Source organism: Mycobacterium sp., from assembly GCF_035314665.1.
GTDB lineage: Bacteria > Actinomycetota > Actinomycetes > Mycobacteriales > Mycobacteriaceae > Mycobacterium.
The window spans coordinates 13,765-39,761 of record NZ_DATFZD010000162.1 but is presented as its reverse complement, the minus strand read 5'-3'; the positions used below and the strand labels follow the sequence as shown (position 1 = coordinate 39,761).

The window sequence follows — 25,997 nt, the reverse complement described above, 5'->3', positions numbered from 1 at the left end:
CGCCTGCACCGGAGGTGTTAGCAAAGAACGCCGTGGGTAAACGAATGCCGGTCACAGGTCAGCGTTCAGGCCGTAGCGAGGGACCCAGGTGAGGTTGCGCAGGAGCGTTCTTGACGGCCCCGGGTTTCGCCGCATTCGTCGGGGCCGCGGTTTTTCCTATGCCTCGACTGCGAGAGATCACCGCGACTCGGTCGATACCGAGACGCTCGCGCGGATCGAGGCGCTGGTGATTCGCCGGCGTGGAAGAAGGTGTGGATCTCCCCGTACCCCAACGGCCACATCCAGGCGATCGGCACCGACGCAGCCGGCCGTCGCCAGTACATCTATCACGAGCAATGGCAAGCCGAAAGGTCAGAAGAGAAGTACGACCGCGCGGTCAGCTTGGCCAAATATCTGCCGGACTGGCGCCTGCAGCTCCTCACCGACCTGCGTGGTCGCGGGCTGGGACGCGATCGCGTGCTGGCCTTGGCGCAGCATTTAATCGATCAGGGGTATTTCCGGTCCGGTGGCGAGGAGTATGCCGAGGAGAATGGCAGCTTCGGATTGGCCACACTGCTTCGTGATCATGTGCGCGTACACCGGGACAGTGTTGAGTTCGACTATCCGGCCAAAAGCGGGGTGCGTCGGACGGTCTCCCTAGAAGACCCGCTGGTGATTCGGGCGGTGCGGTCGCTGTTGCGTGCCGAAACGAAGACGCCACGGCTACTCGCCTACCACACGGCGGATGGCTGGTCCGAGGTCCACGCCGACGACCTCAACGATCGATTCCGGCAGCTGGTGGGCGAAGAGTTCAGTGTGAAGGATCTGCGAACGTGGCACGGTACGGTGCTGGCCGCCGAGGCGTTCGCCATCGCACGCGAGCCGACGTCAAAAACGGCTCGCCGTCGCGAAGAAGCGGCCGTAATGCGCGCGGTGGCTGAAGAATTGGGCAACACGCCGGCGGTAGCGCGGCGCTCCTACGTCGATCCGCGCGTGATCACCGCCTATGAACGAGGCATCACCATCGCGCCCGCATTACACAGAATCCGACGTCAGCGAACGCCTGAGGCGAAGCGCGAAACAATCGAGCGGGCTACCGCGCGGATGATCAAACGCGTCGCATAGGGCTGCGCCTTGAGCCCCGCAGGGGGTTGTTATGAGAGAATTCGGCTGTCGCACCGGTGCGAACCGGGCTGGGCGATTCTGGTCACGCTGTTAGCCGCGCCACACATCCACCCGCTGATTCGGTATCCACGGCCTTGGCCTGTCAGGCTGGCACAACCAGGAGGTGTTTTGAGTCCGATGCTCACCTGGGTAGGCGGCGGAGAACGCCGCGAACTCGACGAAGGTCACGAGCGGTCGGCGCATGCGATCGCCGGCGTGGTCGTGATCCTCAACGCTGCGCTGGCGTGGCTGGTGACGACCCTCGCCGTGCTGGAAGCGTCCCGCTGGCCGATGCTGGCCATCATTCCCTTCACCCTGGTGTTCGGGTTGCTGGTCGGCGCGATCACCCGTGGGATCGCCAGCGGGCCGATCCGCGGCCTGCACGGAATCGTGGGACGTGGACTGGTCGCAGTTGCGCTCGGCACGATCGTGGGCGAGTTCGCCGCCCTGGCGGTGTTCTCGGGTTCGATCGACCGTCATCTGGAGCTGCAGGCGGCCCGCGATGCCGACTCGGCACCGGCGGTCGTGCAGGCCTCGACGAGCCTGACGCAGCTGCGCAACACCCGAGTCGCGCTCGACGGGCCCGTCGACACCGCACGTGTCCACCGGGATGAGGCGTTGGTGGTCGCGCGCTGCGAATACCATCCCACGCCGGCGTGCCCGCAGACCCGGATCACCGGTGTGTCCGGTTCCGGGCCCGAAACCCGGACCGCCAATGAGCTTCTCGCAGATTCCCAGCGCGAGCTGGACACCGCCATCGCCGCCCGCGACCGCGACGCTGCTGAACTGGACGCGAAAATCACCGACGGCGAGCGGGCGCTGTCCCGAGGGCGTCAATCGGCGACTGCTGAGCATGGCTTGGGTGCGCGCTGGCTCGCCATGCACGACCTGACGTTGGCCAACGCCGGCGCACTGATGCTGCGCCTCGTCACAATCGCGTTCTTCATATTGCTGAGCCTGCTGCCCTTGATCTTGCGGCTGTGGCGCGGTGAAACGGCCCACGATCGCCTCGCAAAGGCCCGTGCCGAACGCGAACGCGCCGAGATCGAGGCGGACACCGCGATCGCGGTCAAACGAGCCGAGGTGCGTGCGGCCGCCGAAACGATGTGGGCCGAGCAGCAACTCGTCCAAGCCCGACTGGCCGTCGAGGCTCAGACCGAGATCGACCGCGCGCAGCTACGCGAGCGGGTGAGCGCCGCGGTCGAAAGGTCGGCACCCGTCGCCGAGCCGGTGGTCGAAGACATCTACCTGCCGATCGCCGCCGAGGCCGAGGCCGCGAGCTTCGCTGCGACCGAATTGCCCGACGCCGGGGTGAAAGTCGATGCGAGTGAGACACCGAACCTGCCCGCACCGGTTGAACCACCCGACGTGCCGGCCACGCCGGCTATCCCGACCATTCCAGACGTCACCAAAGCCGCCGCTCGCTGGATTCGTCCGCTGGTTCCGGGCTTTGTTGCCCGCGCGATCGACACCTCGACTCATCCGTTGCGTACCGTGCGTCAGGTGTACGAGGAGGTCGAGGAAATCACCTTCGCGCTCAGGCGTACTCGCAAGATCACCCTCGATAGCGAAGAGAGTGCCGGCAATACGCACTCAAGCGGATCGGCCGCCATCAGTGGCGCTGACGACGATCACCTCGGTGCACAACATGTTGCGCAACCCGTGACGTCAAAGCGTCTATCCGCTAAGCATGCGGACGATTTGCCGCTGGCGCAGCGTGGGTCCCAACGCGGTCTGACTGAGCGCGAGGGACCACGTGAAGTGCGTGCAGCCGACGGCCCACGCCAGTTGCCGCCTGCGGAGTAGTGGCGAACGACACCATGTCGTGATCGCAGGTTCGAAGCGTGCTGAGCGATCGCTTAGCAGCGCAATATCGCTCACCAGCGAAAATAAGTCTTTTGCCCGCAACCATTTGTGCCGTAAGGTTTTGCACAACTGAGACCAAAATTGCGGAAAGCCAAGAATTACATAATCTTTGACACATGTCTAATTAACTAGTTCTAAGCCGTTGCCTAACAGGGCTTTTTGTGCAGAAATGTAGCGTAGGCCATTCAATAATGTGGAAAGTGATGGCTGCCAGAATTTTTGGCCGTTTTTGATCTTGTTGTTAACGTCCCGGCGCATGTTTTTAGAAACGATCATGGCTCTGGTTCAGCAGATGTCGGGCACGCCGTATAGCCACGGCTATTCGCGCGCCGGAACGGACTGTTCGGGTCTGGCCTCCTTGGTATCGAATGTCGCTGCCGACCGGCCGGCTTTCGCCGGAAGGTTCAACACCGGAAATGAAGAGTCGGCCTTGTTGGCACGCGGCTTCAAATACGGAACCGCCCCGGGCGCTCTGGTGATCGGCTGGAATGGCGGTCACACCGCGGTGACGCTGCCGGATGGCACACCGGTGTCCAGCGGTGAACGCGGTGGTGTGCGAATTGGTGGCGGCGGCGCCTACCAGCCCCAGTTCACCCATCACATGTACCTCCCCATGGATCCGGATGCACCAGCGGACGCCCCACCGCCGCCTGCTCCGGTCTTGGTGAACATGGTGGCTCCTGACGCGCCGCCGCCGCCCGCTCCTGACGCGCCGCCGCCGCCTGCTCCTGACGCTCCTCCGGCCCCTGACCAGGCGCCCGCGGCTACCTAGGCCGCCCGGCAATCACGCCAAGAACCGCTCCACGTACGGGGCGAAGCGGGCGGCTAGACCTTGCTCGTCGAGTCCGAACATTTCGGCCGACGTCGCAATCTGTCCCAACCGGCCACGCTGGTGGCCCGAGAGGTAATCGGCCGTTGCCGTGCGGGCCGCGTTCGTCAGCGGCTCGCCGGCGAGGTCGTATACCCGTTCGGCGACGCCCAGCTCGTCGGCCATGAAGTCGTCGAAGCGGATGTCGGCGGAGCGCTCGGGCGGGATGACAGCACGATCGCGCACGAGCGCGTCCAACATCGTCTGCAAGCGGTCGATCCACGACGTGGCGATCTCGCGCACCGGGACCGGGGAGCAATGCATCCGCGCGGTGTAGGTGATCATCGCGATCATCGACAGCGCTACCGGCACCGGGTCGCGGTGGGTGCACACCACGATCACCCCGGGGAAGACGGCGTCCAGCACCGGCAACTGCTCGAGATGCTGGGGCGACTTCAGCAGCCAGCGGCGTCCGCCGCGCAGAAACTGCAACGCTTTCAACTGCAAGGTCAGGTGCTCGTATGACGACGTCTGGTCGTGCGCCAGGTAGTAGTCGCGCCACCGAGGCACGTGTGCGAGGGTCTCGAACAGCATCGATGAGAAGTCGTTGGCCAGCAGCTGGATTTCTTCGTGGACATGCTCGGTCGTCATCTCATGCATGAGCGGAAAGTGCGGCATCGCCGCGTTCATGAACTCGACGGCGGCGTCCATCCGAGTTTTGCGCGGATCAGGCTCGGCCCCTAGCTCTGCGGGCAGCGGGAACGGCTCGTTGCTCTCCCAGTACGGGATGGTGCGAAACGTCGGGGCCGACGCGAGCAGGTTGTGCAGATGGGTGGTTCCGGTGCGGGGTAGGCCCGCGATGACGACCGGCGGCAGCAGCTCGATGTCGTAGATCTCGGGGTGTCGCGCCAGTAGATCGTTGAGCAGTAGCCGGTTTTTGAGCCACTGCAACAGCTGTGCGTGGAAGTTGACGATTCCCGGCCCGTGCAGGCTGCCGATTTCTTGCAGCGCGGCCAGGTAGACGTCGAGGCGTTCCCGGTAATCGTCGGCCCCGAAGTCGGTTAGTCCGGTATCGGCGGTGGCTTTGGCGTGCAGCGCCGTGGCATCCAGCGGGCACTCTGCCGCCATCGCGGCCATGAGCTCGCGGATCGGCTCGATTTGCGGGCTGAAGCAGGGCTCGGCAAGGTCGTCCAGGTGCACAAGGGTGGGAGCGGCATCGGTCACGGCGACTTATGTTACTTTGAGTTTCGTAATGACGACAGAGCTTGGACGCCCCCGCGATAAGCGCATCGACAGCGCGGTGTTGCAGGCGACCGTCGAACTGCTGGCCGAGACGGGCTACGCGGACCTCTCGGTCGACGCCATTGCCCGGCGGGCCGGCACCAGTAAACCGGCGATCTACCGGCGTTGGCCCGGCAAGGCGCATCTCGTCCACGAGGCGGTGTTCCCGATCAGCGACGCGACCGCGCTGCCCGAAACGGGGTCGCTGGCCGGCGACGTGCGCGAGATGGTTCGCCGCACCGCGGAGGTGCTGACCACTCCGGCCGCGCGTGCCGCACTGCCCGGCCTGGTCGGTGAGATGGCCGCCGATCTGACGTTGCACTCGGCGCTGCTCGAGCGCTTTGGCGACATCTTGTCGCGCGGCCTTTCGGATCGCTTAGCGGACGCCGTCACCCGCGGCGAGGTACGGCCCGACGTCACCGCGGCCGAGATCGTCGAGGTCGTCGCCGGCACAACGTTCCTGGCTCTGCTCACGCGCGGGGACACGCTCGACGATTCCTGGGTAGACCGCACGGCCGCTTTCATCACGAGAGGGATCAGCACGTGACCCACCATGAGTCCACCATCGCGTGGCACGAATTGCTGCAGACCCTGGGCGGCCTCGACAGCTCCTTCCTTGACGGCGATCGCGCCGTCACCGACGACCGACACGTCGCCGACGGCTACCGCATGCTCGCGACCACGCTGGGCGTAGCCTTCGACACCTATCTCTTCGCCGAGCCCAGTCGACCGGTGTTCGTCGCGGTCAATACGCCGTTCCGCCGAGACCGACGATGGGGAGGCGACAACACCGACGCCTACTACTACATGTGTCCGGTCGACCCCAAGCGCCGCTATCGCATCAGCGGCAACCGCGGCGACAGCGTGTACTTCTCACTGACCGCCTACAACGAACCGTCGCCGGGCGCCTGGTCGGACCGCATCGTGGCAATCGTGCGCGACGACGACCTCGAGATCGACGCAGCCGGCAACTTCTCGTTCGAGCTCGGGCCCACGCCGGACGCGGCGGTTCTGATGACCCGCGACTATCAGGCCGACCCACTGACCGGTCGCCCGATCAACTGGCGTATCGAGGCGCTCGACGAACCGGAACCGATCCGGCACGGCGACGCCGAAACGGCTGTGCGGCTACGGGCCAGTGCCGCCTGGCTGCGCACGATGTTCGCGATCCTCCCGCTGGCCGTGGGAGCGCGGGTCGACGAGGCGCACGTGTTGGGCCACGAGATCGCGCACGCGGCCAATCAGTTCGCCGACCCGTATCAAACCCCGGACGCCAACTTCGGATGGTCGGCCCGAGACGCGTGCTACTCCTACGGCAGTTACGTCCTCGAGGAGGACGAAGCGCTCGTCATCACCCACCGGCCGCCGCGGTGCCGGTTCTGGAACCTGGTGGTGTGGAACCAATTCATGGCCACCCACGGCGTCACCGATGCGCGCAGCTCGGTCAACGGCCATAGCGCGGTGCTCAACGCAGACGGGACGGCGACGATCGTGATCTCTCGCGACATGACGACGCACCCGAATTCCCTGACCACGCTTGGCTATCCCCGCGGCAACCTCGCCTTCCGGTGGTTCCTTGCCGACGAGGTTCCGGCGCGGCCTGAAGTGCGGTTGGTGAAGCTGTCCGAGGCGCCGACGAGCGTTGACTAACACGGCGCTGAGTCGCTCGGCTTAACCCTGCGTTAACCGTTCGCCGTGAGTCCCTCGGCGACCCCTATGTAATGTGGAGATTCGTAGTTTATGTAGCCAACCTCGAGGGAATCTTCTGCGGCATGATTGCTCATCACATCACTCGCCTCTTTGGCGCGGCGGTAGCAACCACATCAGGGCTGCTTGCCACTGTCCTCCCAACCGCCGCAGTTCCTTTCGCGTCCGCCCAGGGCTGCCCGGACACCGAGGTGGTGTTCGCTCGTGGCACCGGTGAGGACCCGGGTGTCGGCCCGACGGGCCAGGCATTCGTCGACTCCCTGCGCGCGCGCCTGGGCGGTAAGTCCATGGACGTATATCCGGTCAACTACCCGGCCAGCGACCAGTGGTCGACCGGACTCGACGGTATTAGAGACGTGACCACTCATGTCGTCAACGAGGCCTCAGCCTGCCCGAACACCCAGATGGTGCTCGGCGGTTACTCACAAGGCGCCGCCGTGATGGGCTTCGTCACCTCGCCTGCCGTCCCGGACTCGATACCACCCGACGTCGATCCGGCGACCATCCCCAAACCGCTGGACCCTGCCGTGGCCAACCACGTCGCCGCGGTCGTGCTATTCGGAACACCCAACGTGCGGGCAATGAACTTCCTCGGCCAACCGCAGATTGTGATCGGCCCGCTGTATCAGGCCAAGACCATCAAGGTGTGTGCTCCCGAGGACCCGATCTGCTCGGACGGGATGAATTTCGCCGCGCACGATGGGTACGCAGACGACGGGGGCGTGATATCCCAAGGGGCCGACTTCGCCGCCAGCCACCTCGGCGCGGGTGGCACTCATGTGGCAACAACGACTCCACATCAAGGCTTCGGCGACTGACGTCAACGCGTAGCGGGCGGCGCAACGCCGCCGTGGTCGGCTTCCCTGCCCTGGACTAGCGTCTAGAAAGTCTGTGCGCTCGCATCCAGGGACGGAGGACAGTCATGGCGATCCGCGTCGCACACGTCGGCACCGGAAACGTCGGTCGTCTGGCGTTGACCGAGCTGGTCACCAATCCGCAATTCGAATTGACCGGGCTGTGCGTCTCGTCGCCGGAGAAAGTCGGCAAGGACGCCGGAACACTCGCCGGGGTGGACGTGTCCACCGGCATCGCCGCCATCGACGACCTCGATGCGGTTCTCGCCACCGGACCCGAATGCGTCGTGTACTGCGCGATGGGTGACACGCGCCTGCCCGAAGCGATGAAGGACGTCATGCGTATCCTCGCCGCGGGCATCAACGTCGTCGGGTCGTCGCCGGGGATGTTGCAGTATCCGTGGGGCGTGATGCCCGAGAAGTACATCGCCCGCGTCGAAGACGCTGCCCGGCAAGGTAATTCGAGCATCTTCATCAACGGCGTCGACCCGGGGTTCATCAACGACCTGATCCCGTTCGCGCTCGCAAGCACCTGCCAGCAGATAGAACAGGTGCGCTGCATGGAGATCGCCGACTACGCGACCTACGACGGCGCGGAGGTCATGCACTACATGGGTTTCGGCAGGCCCCTGGACGACACGCCGATGTTGCTGCTTCCGGGCGTGCTGAGCATCGCCTGGGGCTCGGCGATCCGTCAGCTGGCCGTGGGTCTGGGTATCGAACTGGACGAGATCACCGAGTCCTACCAGCGCGAGCCGGCGCCGGAAGACTTCGACATCGCGGTGGGGCGCGTCGCGAAGGGGACCACGGCCGCGCTGCGATTCGAAATCAAGGGCATGTGCGACGGGCGCCCAGCCATCGTCGTCGAACACATCACCCGATTGCGGGAAGATCTGCGACCCGACTGGCCGCAACCCGCCCAGCCCGGCGGCTCGTATCGCGTGGAAATCATCGGCGAGCCGTCCTACACCGTCGACATCTGCCCGACCAGCCGGAAGGGCGATCACAACCACGCGGCTATCGTCGGCGCGGCGGGGCGCATCGTCAACGCGATCCCGGCCGTGGTCGCCGCGCCGCCCGGAATCAGGACCACGCTCGACTTGCCGTTCGTCACCGGAAGCGGGCTATACGCGCCGGCGGGAGTCGCAGCGGTCTGATATGAGCTCCCCCACGGTGGTGCTGGTCCACGGGGCCTGGGCCGACGGATCCAGCTGGAGTCGAGTCATCGCCGGTCTGGACCAGTCCGGGATTCCAGTCGTCGCCGCCCCGATTCCGCTCACCACTCTGTCCGACGACGTGAACGCGCTCGATCGCACGATCGACAGAACCGAAGGGCCGGTCGTCGTGGTGGGACACGCCTATGCCGGCGGAGTCATCGGCGCCACCAAGCGTCCGCGCGTGCGTGCGCTGGTGTACGTCGCCGCGCTGGCGCCCGACGAGGGCGAAACCGTCGCCGATGTCTTCTACCGCGATCCCTCGCATCCCGACGCGCCCGAACTCAAGCCGGACGACCAGGGCTGGATTTGGCTGCCGGCCAACGCTTTTGCCAAGGCATTCGCCCAGCAGGGCACTGCCGAGGAACATGCCGTGCTGGCGGCGGTCCAGCGGCCGATCGCCGCGCCATGCATCCAGCAACCCGTGCCCAGGCCGGGTTGGAAAGACCTGCCGTCCTGGTGTCTTGTCGCCGAAGAAGACCGGATGATCAACCCGATCACCCAGAAGTTCATGGCCGAACGCATGCAGGCGAATGTCCATACCCACGACGCGGACCACGCTCCCCTGATCACCAGACCGCAAGCGGTGCTTGACATCATCTTCGAGGCCGTGCGCAGCGATATTTCGTAGACTGGGCTGGAGCCGTTCCGAGTGTGCTGACACCACCGAGGATCGCGTCCTCCGACCAGATAAATCCCCCTTGGGTTACGGTTTCCCGATTAGCTAGGTGGAAGGGAGTGCGGCCCGATGAGGATTTCTCACCCGGTGATCGCCGGAGTAATCGTGGCGTCAGCGCTGACAGGAGCGTCGCTAACCGGTTGTAGCAGCCATTCGAAGTCTTCGACGCCGGCATCGGGATCACCCACCACCGCCACCACCTCACATGTGCAGCCAGGCGATTACATCTCGCTGCTGATCAAGGCCACTGATATCGGCGCACCCGAACCCTTTACCGCCGTCGGTCCACCCGTTCTGAACCCGAACGGCCAGCAGGGCGCGACGATAACGTTCAGCGACCAAGACAAGTCCCACACGATTATCGACACCATCCAAGTCCTGCCGGACCCTGCGGCTGCCGCGAACGAGCTGGATTCGGCAAAGGGGATTCACCGCGAAGCGTTGCTCGCAAAGCCCTTATCGGCTGAGGTCGGGGTGGATGGCGCGACGATCTCGGGAACGTCACCGGATCACTCCAAGGGAGAGACGGTGTTGGTGTTCACCGAGGGCAAGGCGTTCGTGACGCTGGAATTCGACGGCCCAACGTTTGCACTGGCACCGCCCGAGTTCGTCCTCGACGTCGGCCACAAGCAAGACGACGCGATCAAGAAGGGTCTCGGGAGCTGATCAGTATCAGCGTGTCTGGCGGATTCAGTGTCCGGGGTCGAATTCCAGGGGCAGCGCGATCGGGCCGGTGATACCGGTGAGTTGCCTTCAGTGGGCAAGCCCATCGGAGCGCGGATTGGGCATGCGGCTCGTGATGACGCGCAGAGCTTCGACGAGTTCGAGTCGGGCCAGGTGCGAGCCCAGACAGTAGTGGGCGCCGCTACCGAAGGACAGGAACGGCGCCGACAGCTCGCGGCAGATGTCTAGGCGATCGGGGTCGTCGTAAACGGCTGGGTCACGGTGGGCCGCCGCGACGTTGGCGACCACCATGGACCCGGCCGGAATGGTCACACCGCCCAAGTGGACGTCTTCGGCCGCCACTCGGACGAGGGCGAAAACGATTGGGCAATAACGCATCAGCTCGTTGACGGCATCGCCGGCCAGCTCCGGATGCTCACCCAACAGTGCCCACTGGTCGGGGTGTTGAGCCAAGACATAAACCGCTGCCGCCAGTTGGTTGCGGGTGGTGTCGGTACCGGCGATAAGGAGAGTGCTGGCCAGCATGAGAAGTTCGCGGCGGCTGAGGCGGTCACCGTCCTCCTCTGCGCGGATCAGGTCCGAGATCAGGTCGTCGGTGAGGTTGTCGCGGCGTTGCGCAAGCATCTCTTCGAGGTACGCGTCGAGCTCTTCCCACGCCGCCACGATCACGGGCTCGTCGTTGGCGACGTTCCAGTCGAAGACCTTTTTGATGTCGTCGGCCCACGCGGAGAACAGCTGCCAGTCCTGACGCGGCACACCAAGCAGCGCGCAGATGATCGGGGTGGGGTATCGGCGGGCGATATCGACGACCACCTCGCAGCGCCCGGCGGCTGCGAGCGGGTCGATGGGTTCGGTCATGACGTCGACGATGAGCGTCCGTAGCCGCTCGGCGCCACGTGGGGTGAAGGCCTTCGACACGAGTCGGCGCAGCCGGTGGTGCGTCGCGCCCTCGAGTCCCAGGATGCTCTGGTTCGCTCTGTCCCACACCGGGCCTGACGTGATGCCCTGTGCGGCCATCACCGGCTTCACCGCAGGGGCGAAGCGGGAGTCGCGCAGCACGGCGCGGACCAGTTCGTAGCTCAAGAGCTCTGGTCCGTGTGGTCCGATTGCGATCGGCCCCCGCCGGCGTGCCTGCCCGATGACGCGGTGCGCCTCTTCGGGGTCGTCGAGATGGTCGTAGGCGATCGATGGCAGGCCCGCCTCAGAAACGGTCGTGCAGATGCTGGTCGTCATGGTTCGACGATCGCGCGTCGGGAGGTCCAGACCATCCGCCGTAAGTCCTAGATTTCGGCGAGCAGGGTCGTAGATTGCGCCGCCGGTCGCGATCTACGCGTTTGTGCTGATGTTTTGCGGTTCGTGGTTGCCGCATGCTGGCTAGCATGAGCGAGATCGATCCACGTGCCGACACGCCCCTGATGGACTGGAGTCAGCTAGACGTGAGCGGTCTGTTGCCGACGGGCACCGTGACGTTGCTGTTGGCCGACGTCGAGGGCTCGACGCGGCTGTGGGAAACCCAGCCCGACGAGATGACGGCCGCCATCGCGCGGCTGAATCAAACGGTGTCGGAGATCATCGCCACCCACGACGGCGTGCGCCCAGTCGAACAGGGTGAGGGCGACAGCTTCGTGGCCGCGTTCGCCCGCGCCTCGGATGCGGTTGCCGCGACGTTGGCGATGCAGCGCGCCCCGCTGGCCCCGATCCGATTGCGCATCGGTGTGCATACCGGCGAAATCCAGTTGCGCGACGAAGGCAACTACGCCGGTCCGACCATCAACCGGACCGCGCGGCTGCGCGATCTCGGCCACGGCGGCCAAACCCTGCTATCGGGCACCACCGAAGACTTGGTGGCCGATCGGCTGCCCGCCGATAGCTGGTTGACCGATCTGGGCACTCACGCGTTACGCGATCTACCCCGTCCGGAGCGGGTGGCGCAGCTGTGCCATCCCGACTTGGTGAACGAGTTTCCGCCATTACGAGTCTCCAAAGCCGTTATTTCTCAGCGTCTTCCGGTGCAGTTGACGAGTTTCGTGGGTCGTGACGCCCAGATGGCTCAGGTCCGCGAGCTCTTGAGCGAGAGCCGATTGCTGACCCTGACCGGTGCCGGTGGAGCAGGTAAGACCCGGCTGGCGATACAGCTCGCGGCACAACTCACCGGCGAATTCAGCGACGGGGTTTGGTATGTGGATCTGGCACCAATCACCGACCCCGAGGTTGTGCCAATCACGGTGGCCCGCGCGCTGGGGCTGCCCGACCAACCCGGCCGCTCCACGATGGACACGCTGACCCGATTTGTCGCAGACCATCAAATGCTGATCGTGCTAGACAACTGCGAACATCTACTGGATGCGAGTGCGGCGTTGGTCAATGCGCTGCTCGCAGCGGCGGGGTTGACCCTGTTGACGACGAGTCGTGAGCCGATCGGGGTGGCCGGTGAGGTGAGCTGGCGGGTGCCGTCGCTGTCGCTGGCCGACGAGGCCCTCGAACTGTTCACCGACCGGGCCCGCCGCGCTCGGCCCGACTTCACCCTCAGCGACGGCAACGCCGCAACGGTGGGCGAAATCTGCAGTCGCCTGGACGGTTTGCCGCTGGCGATCGAGCTGGCCGCCGCGCGAGTGCGTGCCCTGTCGCTGGTCGAAATCCTCGACAGCCTGCATGACCGGTTCCGGCTGCTGACCGGCGGTGCACGCACCGCGGTGCGCCGCCAACAGACCCTGCGCGCCTCGGTGGATTGGTCGCATGCGCTGTTGACCGAGCCCGAGCGGGTGTTGTTTCGCCGGCTAGCGGTGTTTCTGGGCGGCTTCGACCTCGACGCCGCCCAAGCAGTCGCCGGCTCCGGTGAGGTGGAGCGTTATCAGGTGTTGGATCAGCTCAGCCTGCTGGTCGACAAGTCGCTGGTGGTGGCCGACGACAGCGGGGGCCGAACCCGGTACCGCCTGCTGGAGACAGTGCGCCAATACGCGCAGGAAAAGCTCGGAGAGTCCGGCGAAGCCGACGCCGTGCGCACGCGTCACCGCGATTACTACACCTCGCTGGCTGCTACGGTCGACGCGCCGGCAGGCAGTGATTATGAGCATCGTCTCGATCAGGCCGAAACCGAGATCGATAACCTGCGCGCCGCATTTTCGTGGAGTCGCGAAAACTCCGACACCGCGCTTGCTTTGACGCTGGCGTCCTCGCTGCAACCGCTCTGGCAAGCGCGGGGACGTGTCCGCGAAGGGCTGACTTGGTTCGACAGCGTCCTCACCCACGAGGTCGCACAGGACGCCGAGGTGGCGGCCGCGATACGCGCCCGGGCGCTAGCCGACAAAGCGGTGATCGACTTAGTGTTGGGCGCTGCCGACAGCGTGGATCGGGCGCAGCAAGCCTTGGCGCTCGCGCGCGACATCGATGACCCGGCTGTGCTGGCCAGGGCGCTGACCGCCTGCGGCTTGACCGCCGCCTACAACGCCGAACTGGCAGGAACCTACTTCGCCGAGGCGATCGAACTCGCCCGAGCCTTGGACGATCGGTGGAGGCTCAGCCAGATTCTGGCCTGGCAGGCCGACGCAGCGATCGCCGCCGGTGACCCGATCGCGGCGCGCATGGTCGCCGAAGAAGGACGCGACCTCGCCGACACGATCGGGGACGGGTTCAACTCGCGCCACTGCCGCGTATGCCTGGGTGTGGCGCAGATATGGCAGGGCGAACTAGCCGGAGCCGTCGCACAATTCCGCGCGGTGGCCGCCGAGGCCAAGACCGCTCACGATGGGATCTCTGAGGCGGTGAGCCTCGGGCACCAGGGCACCGCGCTGGCGTGGCAGGGTGACACGGCTGCGGCCCGCGCCGCAGCCGACGCGAGCCTGGGGTTCGCATCCGAGTTCGGCGGGCTCGCCGCGAGCGTTGGTTATTTCGCATTGGGAAACACGGCCTTGGCCGCCGGCGATGTCGAGACGGCCCTGGACGCGACCGCGGCGGCCTGGGAGCACGGGAGTTTCGCGCCGGGCTTTGCGGCGCACCTGCGCCCCATCATCGCGCTTGCCACACTGGCGGGCAGGGATCTGATCGCGGCCCGGCGCTGGGCCGACGACGCGGTCGCGATGGCGCCGGGCTGGGCCGGGCTGATGTGGGGGCTGACCACACGCGCCCGCGTGGCGATAGCACAGGGTGAGCCCGAGCAGGCTGAGCGCGACGCCCATGACTCGCTGGCGAGCATTCCCGAAGGTTCCCGTTTGGGCGTTTCCGACACCCTGGAGTGCCTCGCCGGGTTGGCCGGCGATGCCGGCAGTCACCGCGAAGCGGCACGGCTTTTCGGCGCGGCACAAGCCATCCGGCAGCGCGTGGGCGTGGTGCGGTTCAAGGTCTGGGACGCCGGCTGCGAAGCTTCGGTGGCTGCAGTGCGAAGTGTCATGGACGCCAACGACTTCGATGCCGCGTGGGCCGAGGGCGCAACGATGTCGACCGAAGAGGCGATCGCCTACGCACGGCGCGGCCGCGGGGAACGTAAACGCCCGAGCAGCGGATGGGCCTCACTCACGCCGACCGAGGTCGACGTCGTGCGACTCGTCAGCGAAGGGCTGGCCAACAAAGACATCGCCGCGCGGCTTTTCGTGTCACCGCGCACCGTGCAGGCCCACCTCACCCACGTCTACACCAAACTGGGCCTGAGTTCGCGCGTACAACTCGTCCAGGAAGCGGCTCGCCACGACTGAATCAACGGATTTCGTCCGCTTGAGCCAGCAGCGCCCGCGCGCGCTCAACACACGGAAGTATCCGCTCGTAGGCGCTGACGCCGGCTTCGGCGCGTGACCGCAGCGGCACCTCCAACCCGACGACGCGGTCGGCTGGCAGGGCCGCCAGCATCTCGGCCAGCGGCAACTCGCCTTCACCGGGCACCATCCGGTGATACATCGCCTCCTCGGCGTAGTGGTACTCCCTCGTCGACCGCAACGGCACGTCACACAGCTGCACATGACCGATACGCTGTGCGGGCAGCGCTCGAAGGTCGTCCGGCCCGGCACCCGAGCGGGCCACATGCATCGTGTCGATCAGCAGGCTGATCTCATCCCGGCCGACATGCTCGACGGCGGCCAGCGCGCTCGGCAGATCTGCGATGGCCAGACCGGGAACGGGTTCGACGCTGGTCAAAATGCCGCGTTCGGCGGCCAAGTCGGTGAGCACGGCGAGTTCGTCGAACGTGCGGGGCCGGTCCGCCTCCAGGCTGACCGTGTTGATCCGCGGGATCCGCAGTTCGGCCATGATGTCCAAATCGGCGGCATACGAACGAACGTCGACGCCCGGCGCGATCAGCAGGCCCTCCCCCAACGAAATCGATACGCCGCGGTCATCCATCACCGCAAGAAGTTCGCTGCGCAGGCGGGCATCATCGCGCAGCGAAAACGGTTGGTAGCCAAGCGTCTTCAGTGGTGCGAACCCGACCATTCCGGTGGTGATGTAACGGCACCCCAGATCCGCGACAAGGTGGACGTATTCGACTGGGGGCATACCGAAGACGCAGAGCATCTCGATGCCGAGGCGGTCCATTGGCGTCGTTCCGCTCACCCGCCGACCATGGCTAGCCCGCCGTCGACGGGAATCAACTGCCCGGTGATGAATCCGGCCCCGTCACCGGCAAGGAAAACCAACACCGGACCCAGGTCACTGGCCGGGTCGCCGAGCTTGCCTCCCAGCGGGATTGACAATTGCATCTGCTGATCCATGAACGCCGCGGCATCCGGACCCAGGAAATCCCGGAACCGATCTGCGCCCGGAGTTTGCACGGCCGGCGCCAGCGCATTGACGGTCACCCGGTCCGCGCCCCAGGCTTTGGCCGCCGACCGCGTCCAGGCTTGAACGGCGCCCTTGGTGGCGGAGTACACGGCGGCGATCGGGCTGCCCATAACCGCTTCGGCCGAACCGAAATTGATGATCCGTCCACCGTTGCCGCGCATCACAGCGTGTGCCGCCTGATTCGTGAGAATCGTTCCCTTGACGTTGGTTGCCAGCAGGAAGTCGATGTCGTCGCTGCTGATATGTCCGGGCACTCCCGCCTGCCACAAGCCGGCGGCGTTCACCAGCACGTCCAGGCCGCCGAGTTCCTCCACCGCGGTACAGAACGTCGATTCGACCGACTCCGCATCCCGCACATCGCACTGCAACCACACCACCGGCGCGGCGTCGCTGGCAGGATCGGTGCGATGGTACGTCGCGACGACGCGCGCGCCCGCTGCGTGCAGCACCCCCACCGCGGCGGCGCCGATACCGGTGGCGCCGCCGGTGATCAGAATGCGCCGGCCCGTCAACGGTGAATGAGGTACGGTCATGGCCGCGGAGTCTATCCGTCGCTAGAGAGCCAATGTCAGGTAACGGCGGCCCATGTATTCGATGCGGTTCGACATGCGCGCCCCCGATTTCGGGGCAGCGACCACCGAGCTATATGAGGCCGCCGTCGACATGTGCGCGTGGGCCGAAACACGCGGCTGCCTCGCGGCGGTGATCTGCGAGCACCACGGGTCGCCGGACGGCTATCTGCCAACACCGATGATCCTCGGCAGCGCCATCGCCGCACGCACCAAGCAGTTGATGATGACGCTCATCGTCATCCTCCCGTTTTACGAGCCCGTTCGGCTCGCCGAAGAGATCGCCGTCCTGGACATCCTGAGCAAGGGCCGGGCCAGCTACGTGTTCGGGCTCGGGTATCGGGCCGAGGAATTCGAGCACTTCGGGCTTGACGTGCGGGCGCGCGGGCGAATGGCCGACGAGAAGCTTGACCTGTTGCGTCGCCTGCTTGCCGGCGAGGTGGTGCAGCACGAGGGCCGGCGAATCAGGGTGACGCCGCAGCCGTTCTCGCCGCAGGGCCCGCTAATGATGTGGGGCGGCGGAAGTTTGGCTGCCGCGCGACGCGCCGGCCGCTACGGCCTCGGCTATCTCGCGCAGGGTGATGTGCCCGGTTCGCAAGAGGCCTACGAAGAAGCGTGCCGCGCACACGGTCATCAGCCCGGTATGACGCTGCTGCCGAATCGCGACACGCCGAGCGTGTGTTTCGTCGCCCCCGACGTCGATCTCGCCTGGCGGGAGATCGGACCGCACCTGCTGCACGACGCGCGCGCGTACGCCGAGTGGAACCCGGAAAATCAGACATCGGCGGGTATCGGGGAGGCCAACGACGTCGACGAGCTGCGCGCGATGTCGCGCACGCACCGCATCTTCAGCGCTGACGAAGCAATCGCGCATGTGCACGGCGGTGGCATGCTCACCCTTTCGCCGTTGTGCGGAGGCATCCCGCCCGACATCGCCTGGAAGTATCTGCGCTACGTCGACGAAGCGGTCATGCCCGCGCTACGCGCTGCCGGCGACGGATAGCGCTTACGCATCTGTGGCGCGCGGATGGCTGCTGACGAAGACGATCATGCCGACCGCGGGCAAGGCGCCGACGGCGAAAATTGCGAACTGCCACGCCCAGCCGGTCGCTTTGCTGCGGAGATCTTCGCTGTGCGCGACCTCGTCACCGCCGGGGGTTCTTGCGACACAACCTCGCGACTTGGGCCACCAATCGTTTTGGAGGAGCTGATAGCCGTTGCTGTTGACCCAGGTGCGACAGTCCTGGCTGACGCCCCAGAATCCGCGGGTGAGCGCTCCGCCGATGCCCGCAAAAAACGCGACGAGCGCAATCCCCCACGGCAACTTGCGACCGCGGCTTGCCACCTCAAAACGCCTCGGGATCCCGCTGTATGTCGAGCGGCACCGGATGGCGATACAGGCGCGAAGCGTTCTCCCAGGTGAATTTGCGGATCAGATCCGTTGGAAGATCCCCGATTTCTTCATGGATCGTTTCCTGGGTGTGCGGCCAGGTGGAGTCGCAGTGCGGGTAATCGGCTTCCAACATGATGTTGTCCACGCCGATGCGGTCGTGCTGGACGAACGACGACTTATCCTCCACCGCGCAGAACCAGAAGTTGCGGGTGAAAACCTCTGCGGGAGTTAATGTCTCACCTATCGATGCCCACGTTCCGTACATCGCGTGATAGCTGAGCATGTGGTCGAGGCGATCCAGCAAGCCCGCGACCCAACCAATTCCACCTTCGGACAAGCAGATCTTCAGATCGGGGAACCTACTGGGCAGCCCGGAGTACAACCAGTCGACCGCCGCCGAAATCGCATAGGCGAAAAACAGCACCCCCTGCACATCCGGCGGCGCGTCTTCGGTGGTGGACGGCGACGAACCCGAAGATCCGATGTGAAGGTTCACCACAGTGCCGGTTTCGGCGCACGCCGCCATCATCGGATCCCAGTGTCCGGAGTGAATACTCGGCAGCCCGAGCATCGCCGGATTCTCGCTGAACGTGACGGCGTGAAATCCGCGCTCGGCGTTCTCGTAGATCATTTTGGCGCCGAGCTCGGGGTCCAGCAGCCAGGGCAACTGACACGGAATGATCCGGCCGGGATATGAGCCCGCCCAAACCTCGTGGTGCCAGTCGTTCCATGCGCGCACGGAGGCCAACGCCAAATCGCGATCGTCGGTCACCTGCTGGAGCCGCTGTCCGGCAAACCCCGGTAGAAACGACGGAAAGTTGAGTGAGGCATAGATGCCGTTGAGGTCCATGTCCTTGACGCGGCTGTGGATATCCCATGCCCCGCGGCGCATTTCGTCGAACCGGACCGGCTCGAAGCCGTACTCCGACACCGGCCGCCCGACCACCGCGTTGAACCCGACATTGGGCAATTCCCGACCGTCGTAGACCCAGGTCTGCCCGCCGGCTTCGGTGTCGACGACTTTGGGTGCTCGGTCGGAAAATCTGCGCGGCAGACGTCCGGCGAACGTGTCCGGGGGTTCGACGATGTGATCGTCGACGGAGATCACCGTGTAGCGGCGTTGCGCCCGAGGCGGATCGGGCAGGAACGTAACCGAGCGATCGTCGCCGGTCTTGGCGGTCGTGAAGTTCAGGTTGGCGGCCAGGTCGTCGATCGATTTCATTTCTTCACCCAATCCGGTCAGTTCAGCACATCGGGATCGGCTTTGATCGTCATCCGCGCCGCGCCGGCCCAATACACGTCGGCGGCCCGCTCGATCAGCGATGCCTGCATGCCTGCCATGTCGGACCAGTTCATCTTCACCGGTTCCTTTCCGGTGAGCATCACGTCGTAGGCCAGCTTGCATACTCGTTCGATCGACGCGGCGCGGTAGACGGCCTCGGGCAGGCTGCGTCCGGTTGCGATGACACCGTGGTTGGCCAGAATCGTCAGGTTGGCGCCGCCGATGCGGGCCGCGAGATCGGCTGCGCGGCCGGCGCTGTCGATCTCACCGTCGTAGGTGTCGACGAGGCAGAGGTCGTCGAGGAACAGCGAACCGGTCTGGTGAACCAGCTCGGGAAGCCTGCCCAGCGCGGCGAGCACACATACGTAGTACGGGTGATTGTGAATGACCACTCGCGCGTCATCGCGGACGCGGTGCAGCTCGGTGTGGATATGGATCGCCGGCGTGACATCCCAGCGTCCGCGGACTACCCGCGCTTCGCTGTCCACCACGCAGATATCGGATGCGGTCAGTTCTTGCCACCACAATCCCCACGGGTTGACGAACATGTCGGTGTGTCCGTCGGGCTGCCAGGTGATGTGTCCGGCCATGTTCTCGGCGAAACCGGTGGCGGCGAGGTGGCGAAAAGCCACCGCGAGCGCCTGCTCGTCGGACAGGTCGACGCCGATCGGGGGCACCACCGAGGGTGCCCACACCTCCAGCCCACCTCGTCGTGCGTTACGCGCGTTCATCACTGGCCTCCATCCTGGCCCGAATATCTTCACGGAGCCGGCCTTTGGCGATCTTTGCGCCGGATGACCGGGGTAGTTCATCGACCACAATGAGTCGTTCGGGTAACAGCTCCTTGGAAACGCCAAGTGCCAATAGGTGTTCGACGAGTTTGGGCAGATCGATGGTCGCCGAGTCAGTGAGTTCGACGTAGAGGCAAACCTTTTCACCGAACACCGGGTCGGGCATGGCCACCGCTGCCGCTATCGCGATCGCAGGGTGCGTCATCGCCGCGTCCTCGACCTGCGACGCGCTGATGTTCTTGCCGCCGCGCAGGATGAAATCGGAGATTCGGCCGGTGACGGTCAGATAGCCTTCGGCGTCGATCTTGCAGAGGTCGCCCATCCGCATCCAGCCGTCGCAGGTGAACAACTGGTCATGGTCGGTACCGCCGAGGTAGCCCAGGCTCGTCGCTGGACCCCGGCACGCGGGCTGGCCTCGGCCGGTCGCGGTGACGTCCTGATCGCCGTCGAAGAGCCGGACCGACATCTCGGGCACGATTCGCCCGCTGGTTCGGAGTCTGCGTTCCAGCGGGTCTGCCAAGGTGGTTCCACTGAGCAGACCGGTTTCATTCGAGCCATAGAACTGCAGAATCTTTGCGCCGGTCAGGTCCTCGAACTCGGCGGCCGGCCGGTATGGCAATGCCTCCCCGCCGGTGAAAACGACACGCAACGAGCTCAGGTCGTAATCCCGGCAAGCCCGGTCGGCCATCAGCATCGTGAGTTGTGTACTGACACAGCAAAGTACGGTGACCTTGTCGCGGGCTATCGTCTCGCATGTCGACTGCGGTGTGAAGCGCTTCAGGATCACCGCGGTGGCACCGAGAAAGATCGGGGTGGTGTGGCTGGTCCACAGCCCGAAACCGAAGGGCGTTGGGATGACCGGCAAGAAGATGTCGTCTGACGTCAGTTGTCCGTTGGCGACCGCCTTCTGGTGGAAGTAGTGCCAACGGTTCTCGGTGTGCACGACGCATTTGGGCAGCCCCGTGGTGCCGGACGTCGAGTTGATCAGGAACACATCGTCCGGACCGAGTTGCGCCCCGACGCCCAATGTCCGCGGCTTCGCGTCGGTGTTGAGACGCGGAACGTCCGCATCATGGGTCAAGACCAGGGACGGCACCGGGAATTCGGCTGCTACGCGCGCGGCGGCGTCGCGGCGCTGCTCATCGCTGATCAGCAGCATCGGTCGCGAACTACGGAGTATCGCGGCAACCTCACGGGTGCCGGCGCGCGCGCCGATCCCGACGACGACGGCGCCGCGCCGCTCGATCGCGACGAACAAGACGTGGATGGCGGTGGAGTCGCCGTGCCACACCGCGACACGGTCGCCCCGTTCCACGCCAACGCCGGCCAGCTGCCGCGCCAGAGCGTCTGCCGAACGGTCGAATTCACGCCACGTGAGGGCTGTGCCGGGATCGTCGGCGTAAGCGCACCGGTCCGGTGAGTGTTCGGCGTTGAGACGCACCGCGTCGGACAACGTCGACTCGGACCACCAGCCGGCGGCGCGATACCGCGCCGATTCCTCGTCGGTAAATGCCGGCGAGCCCACGGTATCCAGCCCACCGGCGCTCATCACCCGATGATATGGCGAAGCACCCTACTTGCCAGCGGCATTACCGACTCGCACCCCCTTCGCGTCGTGAGGTGCAGAAACAGGTAGTGCGCTACTCGTGTTCCCAGGTACCCGCCGACCATACGTTCCTTTGCATAGATGGCCGGTTGAACCGGTCAACGACACATCACAAAGGAGACGACTGAAATGGTCAATTCAGGAACGGCGTCGGCCACCACGGCCGATACCCCACAGGTGCCTATATCTCGACCAACCTCGCCCGCGCCCGCGGATGAAGCGGCATCGGCCGAGGTGCTGATCACCGAACAAGAGGTGCTTTTTGGCACCGCGGCTGCGGTGCCGGGACGGCGCGAGAGCATCAGCCGGCGATTTGTCGCACTGATGAAGCGGATGTACGCGGTTACGGCGGAGGCAGCGCGTCCACCTCGACCGAGCGTCCCGAGGCGTTACGAGTTCCTCGAACGTGCCCTGATGGCACGCGAAATGGACCGGCTGTGAACGCCATCATCGCTTTCGGCTCCGCGATATTTCTGGTGATGGCCGCGGCGGGAATCTACGACCTGCAGCCTCGGCTCGAGCGTTGGGACTATCAGCGCCATCACGAAGACTGACCGGGATCATGTCACCTCGCCGCGCCGGCGGATTGCGAGGGTCGCGTTCGGGCTCGATCACCGATGATCGTCACCGGGATGCCGTTGAGCGCACCGTTGCCCGACGGCTCATCGATAAACGTCGGCGGGGAAAGCGCATTCGTGTTTGCGCCCGGTGAATTGTTCGCCACCGACATGCGGGTTCCAGGCTTGCCGTGTCCCCAGCCGTGTGGCATCGACACCACGCCGGGTTTGATCGCGCTGGTGATTTCCACGGGCACTGTGATCTCGCCGGCCGCGGATTTCACCGTGACGACATCGTCGTCGGCGACGCCGCACCGTGCCGCATCGTCGGGGTGGATCAGCAGCGTGCACCGGTCCTTGCCCTTCATCAGCGCGGGCACGTTGTGCATCCACGTGTTGTTTGACCGCAAGTGTCTGCGGCTGACCAGGACCAGCGGCTCGGCGGGGCGTTCCATGCGGGCGGCCAGCCGCGACAAGTCATCGAGTAGATATGGCGGGGCGAGCCGGATCTTCTTGTCGGGGGTGCCGAGGACGTCAGGCAGCTGCGAGACCATCGGGCCGAAATCGATTCCGTTGGGGTTGGCCTTGAGCATGTCCAAGGTGAGCCCGCCGGGGTTCTCGCCGTACCGGTCCCCGAACGGCCCGGTACGCAATGTGAGGTCCAACATCCGCTCCGGGCCGCCGTGGTCGTACAGCTTGCGCAGCGTCGCGCCGTCGAGTCCCCGGGTAAAGGCCAAGTAATCGAAATAGCCGTCGTCGATTGCGCCGACGTCGACGTCCTCGGCGGGTGTACCGGTGCATAGGCCGGTCAGCCGGATCAAAATCTCCCACTCGTGCGGGCGGTCGCCGGGGTCGAAAACCGGGGCCGAGTAGTTCGCGACGCTGTGGATCGCAAATTGCAGTACCAGGTCGTCGTGATGCGGCTGCTCGAGGGCCGACAGCCCAGGCAGGATCACATCGGCGTGACGCGTCGTCTCGTTGAGCCAAAGGTCGACCGAGATCATCGCGTCCAGCATCGGCAGCACCTCGTCGAGTTTGTCACCGCCGGGCGTGGACAACACCGGGTTGCCCGCGACCGTGATCAACGCCTTGAGCTGGCCGTCGCCGGGCGTGGCGATCTCTTCGGCCATGCATGACACCGGCGTTTGTCCGAGAACCTCCTTTGCGCCGCGCACTCGGGTACGCCACCGGCCGAACTCGGGGATGCCACCCTCCAGACCCGGCAACGGCTGCGTGGTGATCGACCAAGCTGTCGGTCGCGGAAACATCGCGCCACCGGGTTTGTCGAAATGTCCGGTCAAGATGTTGATCACGTCGACCAGCCAGCTGGCCAGGCTCCCGAATTCCTGGTTGCACAACCCGATTCGGCCGTACACCACTGATTTCTCGGTGCCGGCGAGGTCACGTGCCAGCCGACGGATTCGATCTTCGTCGATGCCGGTGACGGCGCTTACCCGCGCCGGCGGCCAATCCGTGGCGACCCGTCGCATCGTGTCGATGCCGTCGACGTGCGGTGCGGGGTTGATCAAGTTCTCGTCGAACAGGGTGTGGGCGACGGCGAGCAGCAGCGCCGCATCGGTGCCCGGAACGATCGGAAGCCACTCGTCGGCGCGGGCCGCGGTCAGCGTTTGCACCGGGTCGATCACGATCACCTTGCCGCGTTTGCGAATCGCGTCGATCAGGCCCATCACGTCGGGCGCGGCCAGCAGGGAACCCTGCGACGCAGCGGGGTTGGCACCCATGATCACCAGCAGGTCGGTGCGTTCGATGTCGGGCACCGGAAAGGTCCACCAGCCGCCGTACATCAGGTGCGACGACAGGTTCTTTGGCCATTGGTCGACTGTCCCTGGCGAATAGGTGACCGGCATGCCGGACATGCCCAGCAGCACACCCGCGTAGCGGGCCAGCGAAAACGAGTGCGCCAGCGGGTTACCGGTGTAGGCGGTGACCGCACCGATCCCGTATTCGCTGATCACCGGCATAAGTAACTCCGTGCAGCGGCGAAACGCCGCGTCCCAGCTGACCTCCTGCCAACGCCCATCGACCTTGATCATCGGGCGGCGGATGCGGTCCGGGTCGTCGTGCAACGCGCCCAGCGAGGTGCCCTTCGGGCAGAGGTGTCCGCGGCTCCACACATCGTCGCGGTTGCCGCGAATCTTCGAGACCTTGCCGCCTTCGACGTGAATCTCCAGACCGCACATCGCTTCGCAGAGTGGACAGGTGCGTACATACCTGCCGTCTTCGGCGTTCACCATCCGCTCACTCTATTCCGCTACTTGTGGTAACGGAAGTGGTGGGGGGTGGCGCTCGGTGTGTCAGGCTATCCTGACAGCATGAGCGTCGCGGATGGCTGGGAGCAGGCCCGACAAGCGTGGCGGCGGCTGGCGGCGGACAGTGGACACCCGCCTGACGGTGACGACGGGCTTCGCCTCCTATCCGATATCGCTGTGGTGCGCCGGATGCTCGACCAAGCGGAATTAGCGGCGGTTCGAGCCGCTCGCCTGCACGGCAAGTCCTGGGCTGAGATCGCTACTTATCTAGGCGTCACAAGGCAGTCTGCGTGGGAGCGATGGCGTGACCTCGACGACTCCCCCGGTAGTGGCGAGTCCGAGCGCGGTGTTCTTGCTGACGCCGCCTCGCATCTGGTGAAGATCCGCGCCCAAGAGCAGCGTCGGGCATCGAAAGTGCTGGTGCCCAACGTTGTTGGACTGGAATGGACGAAGGCCCGTGGCGTGCTCGCCACCCAGGGACTGACGGCGATCAACGCCCAACCGGACACCCCAACCGACCCGACATGCGGACGCTGGGTTGTCACCGACCAGAGCCCGGAGTCCGGCGCACGGGTCAGGGCCGGATCGGTGGTCCGATTGTGGCTGCGGGGTGACGGCGATGCCGGTGTCCGTGAGCCGCGACGCCCGCGACCCACGCCCCGATCGGCTCGCGAGATGTTGCCTGACCCGCACGACCAGGCCATCGGGTAACTGAAGGCGAGCTCAGATGATGCCCATGCCCTGGGCTACGAGCGCGAGCCCGACGAATGTCAACATGACCACCAGGACCTGGCGGCGATGTGACCGCGCCCAGTCGTGTAGGCGTCGAAGCAATGCTTCAGTCTTGGTTGGTGCGACCAGATTGCTGAGCAGAACGATCTCGACCACCGTGAGCGTCTCGACGATGAACACGATGGCGGCGCCGATCTGCGTGCCGATCAGGGCTCCCGACGGCACGATGGCCGCGAGTCCCAAAACCACCAAAGCTGGGTTGGGCGCCGCGAAGAGGCCGATCGCCAGCGCGACCCACAGCGAGCCGCTTTCCCACGCGTTGTTGGCGCGGCTCAGTAGCCGCGAGATCGGGTTGGATGCATTGGAGTCCGCTACCAAGGTGGATGCGTTGGCGCCCGGTGCCGGCAGTCGCGCGCGCTGACGCGCGAAAAAGCGCACTGCCATGAGGGCGGTGACAAATAGCACGAGCGCACCCATCGCAATTTCGATGTGCCGGACCGCGGAATTGGCGGGCTTGGCAGGGTTGGCCAAGTCGTGCACAAAAGATGAAAACACCGGTGTGAAATGCAACGTCAAAATCGGGACCAGTAATAAGACAACACCGCCCAGCGCGCAACCGACCCAGTAGACGAGCAGGTTTTGCGCGGGCCGTGGCCTGGAAATGAGAAGAACGTTGAAGCCGAGGCGCACCGGGTCGAGTGCTATCGGAAGCGCCAGCAGCGCCAGCGAGCTCCACATGTCGGAAAACCTAGCCTGCCGCCCCGGGCGTCAGAGAGCCGAGGCCTAGCCGTGAAA

The 25,997-nt window shown here is 65.3% G+C and carries 21 protein-coding genes and 2 pseudogenes; 13 read left to right on the top strand and 10 right to left on the bottom strand.

Going from position 1 to position 25,997, the window contains the following annotated elements:
- Positions 1-88: 88 nt before the first annotated feature.
- The 3 genes and pseudogenes from VKI00_RS13130 (at position 89) to VKI00_RS13120 (ending at position 3,781) form a co-directional block, all read left to right on the top strand.
- Positions 89-1,104, top strand: a pseudogene (locus VKI00_RS13130) (DNA topoisomerase IB).
- A gap of 177 nt (positions 1,105-1,281) precedes the next feature.
- A complete protein-coding gene (locus VKI00_RS13125; protein WP_324437967.1) occupies positions 1,282-2,949 on the top strand; it encodes a DUF4407 domain-containing protein in 1,668 nt (555 codons plus the stop codon).
- Between the two features lie 316 nt (positions 2,950-3,265).
- Entirely contained in the window at positions 3,266-3,781 is a 516-nt protein-coding gene (locus VKI00_RS13120; RefSeq protein WP_324437965.1) for a peptidoglycan endopeptidase, read from the top strand.
- A 12-nt stretch (positions 3,782-3,793) separates the two neighbouring features.
- Here VKI00_RS13120 and VKI00_RS13115 read toward each other — a convergent pair whose 3' ends face one another.
- Positions 3,794-5,041: a sulfotransferase gene (locus VKI00_RS13115; RefSeq protein WP_324437963.1), complete on the bottom strand. Its 1,248-nt coding sequence runs from the start codon at positions 5,039-5,041 to the stop codon at positions 3,794-3,796.
- 28 nt (positions 5,042-5,069) lie between these two features.
- Here VKI00_RS13115 and VKI00_RS13110 point away from each other — a divergent pair, with 28 nt between their 5' ends.
- The 6 genes from VKI00_RS13110 to VKI00_RS13085 all read left to right on the top strand — a co-directional run bounded on the left by VKI00_RS13110 (position 5,070) and on the right by VKI00_RS13085 (position 10,218).
- Positions 5,070-5,645, top strand: coding sequence for a TetR/AcrR family transcriptional regulator (locus VKI00_RS13110; protein WP_324437961.1), 576 nt, complete (start codon positions 5,070-5,072; stop codon positions 5,643-5,645).
- Positions 5,642-6,748, top strand: coding sequence for a DUF1214 domain-containing protein (locus VKI00_RS13105; protein WP_324437959.1), 1,107 nt, complete (start codon positions 5,642-5,644; stop codon positions 6,746-6,748). The genes VKI00_RS13110 and VKI00_RS13105 overlap by 4 nt, the downstream gene beginning before the upstream one ends.
- A gap of 122 nt (positions 6,749-6,870) precedes the next feature.
- Entirely contained in the window at positions 6,871-7,623 is a 753-nt protein-coding gene (locus VKI00_RS13100) for a cutinase family protein (protein WP_324438021.1), read from the top strand.
- Between the two features lie 104 nt (positions 7,624-7,727).
- The gene (locus tag VKI00_RS13095; RefSeq protein ID WP_324437957.1) at positions 7,728-8,816 is read left to right on the top strand and encodes a diacylglycerol kinase; all 1,089 of its coding nucleotides are present in this window, start codon (positions 7,728-7,730) and stop codon (positions 8,814-8,816) included.
- Between the two features lies 1 nt (position 8,817).
- A complete protein-coding gene (locus VKI00_RS13090; RefSeq protein WP_324437955.1) occupies positions 8,818-9,504 on the top strand; it encodes an alpha/beta hydrolase in 687 nt (228 codons plus the stop codon).
- 117 nt (positions 9,505-9,621) lie between these two features.
- On the top strand, positions 9,622-10,218 hold the full coding sequence (locus VKI00_RS13085) for a hypothetical protein (protein WP_324437953.1): 597 nt from the start codon (positions 9,622-9,624) through the stop codon (positions 10,216-10,218).
- A 90-nt stretch (positions 10,219-10,308) separates the two neighbouring features.
- Here the strand turns inward: VKI00_RS13085 and VKI00_RS13080 are convergent.
- Positions 10,309-11,469: pseudogene (locus VKI00_RS13080) on the bottom strand (cytochrome P450); the annotation flags it as partial.
- Positions 11,470-11,672: 203 nt separating this feature from the next.
- On the opposite strand from VKI00_RS13080, the gene VKI00_RS13075 reads away from it, so the two are divergent.
- Entirely contained in the window at positions 11,673-14,924 is a 3,252-nt protein-coding gene (locus VKI00_RS13075) for a LuxR family transcriptional regulator (RefSeq protein WP_324438019.1), read from the top strand.
- Between the two features lies 1 nt (position 14,925).
- On the opposite strand, the gene VKI00_RS13070 is transcribed toward VKI00_RS13075, so the two are convergent.
- A complete protein-coding gene (locus VKI00_RS13070; RefSeq protein ID WP_324438018.1) occupies positions 14,926-15,756 on the bottom strand; it encodes a sugar phosphate isomerase/epimerase family protein in 831 nt (276 codons plus the stop codon).
- Positions 15,757-15,770: 14 nt separating this feature from the next.
- Positions 15,771-16,535, bottom strand: coding sequence for an SDR family oxidoreductase (locus VKI00_RS13065; protein ID WP_324437951.1), 765 nt, complete (start codon positions 16,533-16,535; stop codon positions 15,771-15,773).
- Between the two features lie 52 nt (positions 16,536-16,587).
- On the opposite strand from VKI00_RS13065, the gene VKI00_RS13060 reads away from it, so the two are divergent.
- Positions 16,588-17,574, top strand: a complete 987-nt coding sequence (locus tag VKI00_RS13060) for an LLM class flavin-dependent oxidoreductase (RefSeq protein WP_324437949.1) — start codon at positions 16,588-16,590, stop codon at positions 17,572-17,574.
- Between the two features lie 3 nt (positions 17,575-17,577).
- On the opposite strand, the gene VKI00_RS13055 is transcribed toward VKI00_RS13060, so the two are convergent.
- Genes VKI00_RS13055 through VKI00_RS13040 form a run of 4 tightly spaced genes read right to left on the bottom strand, consistent with a single transcriptional unit; the run spans position 17,578 to position 21,586 of the window.
- Complete coding sequence (locus VKI00_RS13055) at positions 17,578-17,916, bottom strand: hypothetical protein (RefSeq protein WP_324437947.1); 339 nt, start codon at positions 17,914-17,916, stop codon at positions 17,578-17,580.
- Between the two features lies 1 nt (position 17,917).
- Positions 17,918-19,186 (bottom strand): amidohydrolase family protein, encoded by a 1,269-nt coding sequence (locus tag VKI00_RS13050; protein ID WP_324437945.1) that lies wholly within the window; start codon positions 19,184-19,186, stop codon positions 17,918-17,920.
- A gap of 17 nt (positions 19,187-19,203) precedes the next feature.
- A complete protein-coding gene (locus VKI00_RS13045) occupies positions 19,204-19,977 on the bottom strand; it encodes a class II aldolase/adducin family protein (RefSeq protein WP_324437943.1) in 774 nt (257 codons plus the stop codon).
- A complete protein-coding gene (locus VKI00_RS13040; RefSeq protein ID WP_324437941.1) occupies positions 19,964-21,586 on the bottom strand; it encodes a class I adenylate-forming enzyme family protein in 1,623 nt (540 codons plus the stop codon). Before VKI00_RS13040 ends, VKI00_RS13045 begins: the two co-directional genes overlap by 14 nt.
- Positions 21,587-21,772: 186 nt before the next feature.
- Here VKI00_RS13040 and VKI00_RS13035 point away from each other — a divergent pair, with 186 nt between their 5' ends.
- Entirely contained in the window at positions 21,773-22,084 is a 312-nt protein-coding gene (locus VKI00_RS13035; protein WP_324437940.1) for a hypothetical protein, read from the top strand.
- A gap of 124 nt (positions 22,085-22,208) precedes the next feature.
- Here VKI00_RS13035 and VKI00_RS13030 read toward each other — a convergent pair whose 3' ends face one another.
- Positions 22,209-24,455, bottom strand: coding sequence for a molybdopterin-dependent oxidoreductase (locus VKI00_RS13030; RefSeq protein ID WP_324437938.1), 2,247 nt, complete (start codon positions 24,453-24,455; stop codon positions 22,209-22,211).
- A gap of 78 nt (positions 24,456-24,533) precedes the next feature.
- Between VKI00_RS13030 and VKI00_RS13025 the strand changes: the two genes are divergently transcribed.
- Positions 24,534-25,181: a PASTA domain-containing protein gene (locus VKI00_RS13025; protein ID WP_324437936.1), complete on the top strand. Its 648-nt coding sequence runs from the start codon at positions 24,534-24,536 to the stop codon at positions 25,179-25,181.
- 12 nt (positions 25,182-25,193) lie between these two features.
- Here the strand turns inward: VKI00_RS13025 and VKI00_RS13020 are convergent, their stop codons facing one another.
- The gene (locus VKI00_RS13020; RefSeq protein ID WP_324437934.1) at positions 25,194-25,940 is read right to left on the bottom strand and encodes a GAP family protein; all 747 of its coding nucleotides are present in this window, start codon (positions 25,938-25,940) and stop codon (positions 25,194-25,196) included.
- Positions 25,941-25,997 lie beyond the last annotated feature (57 nt).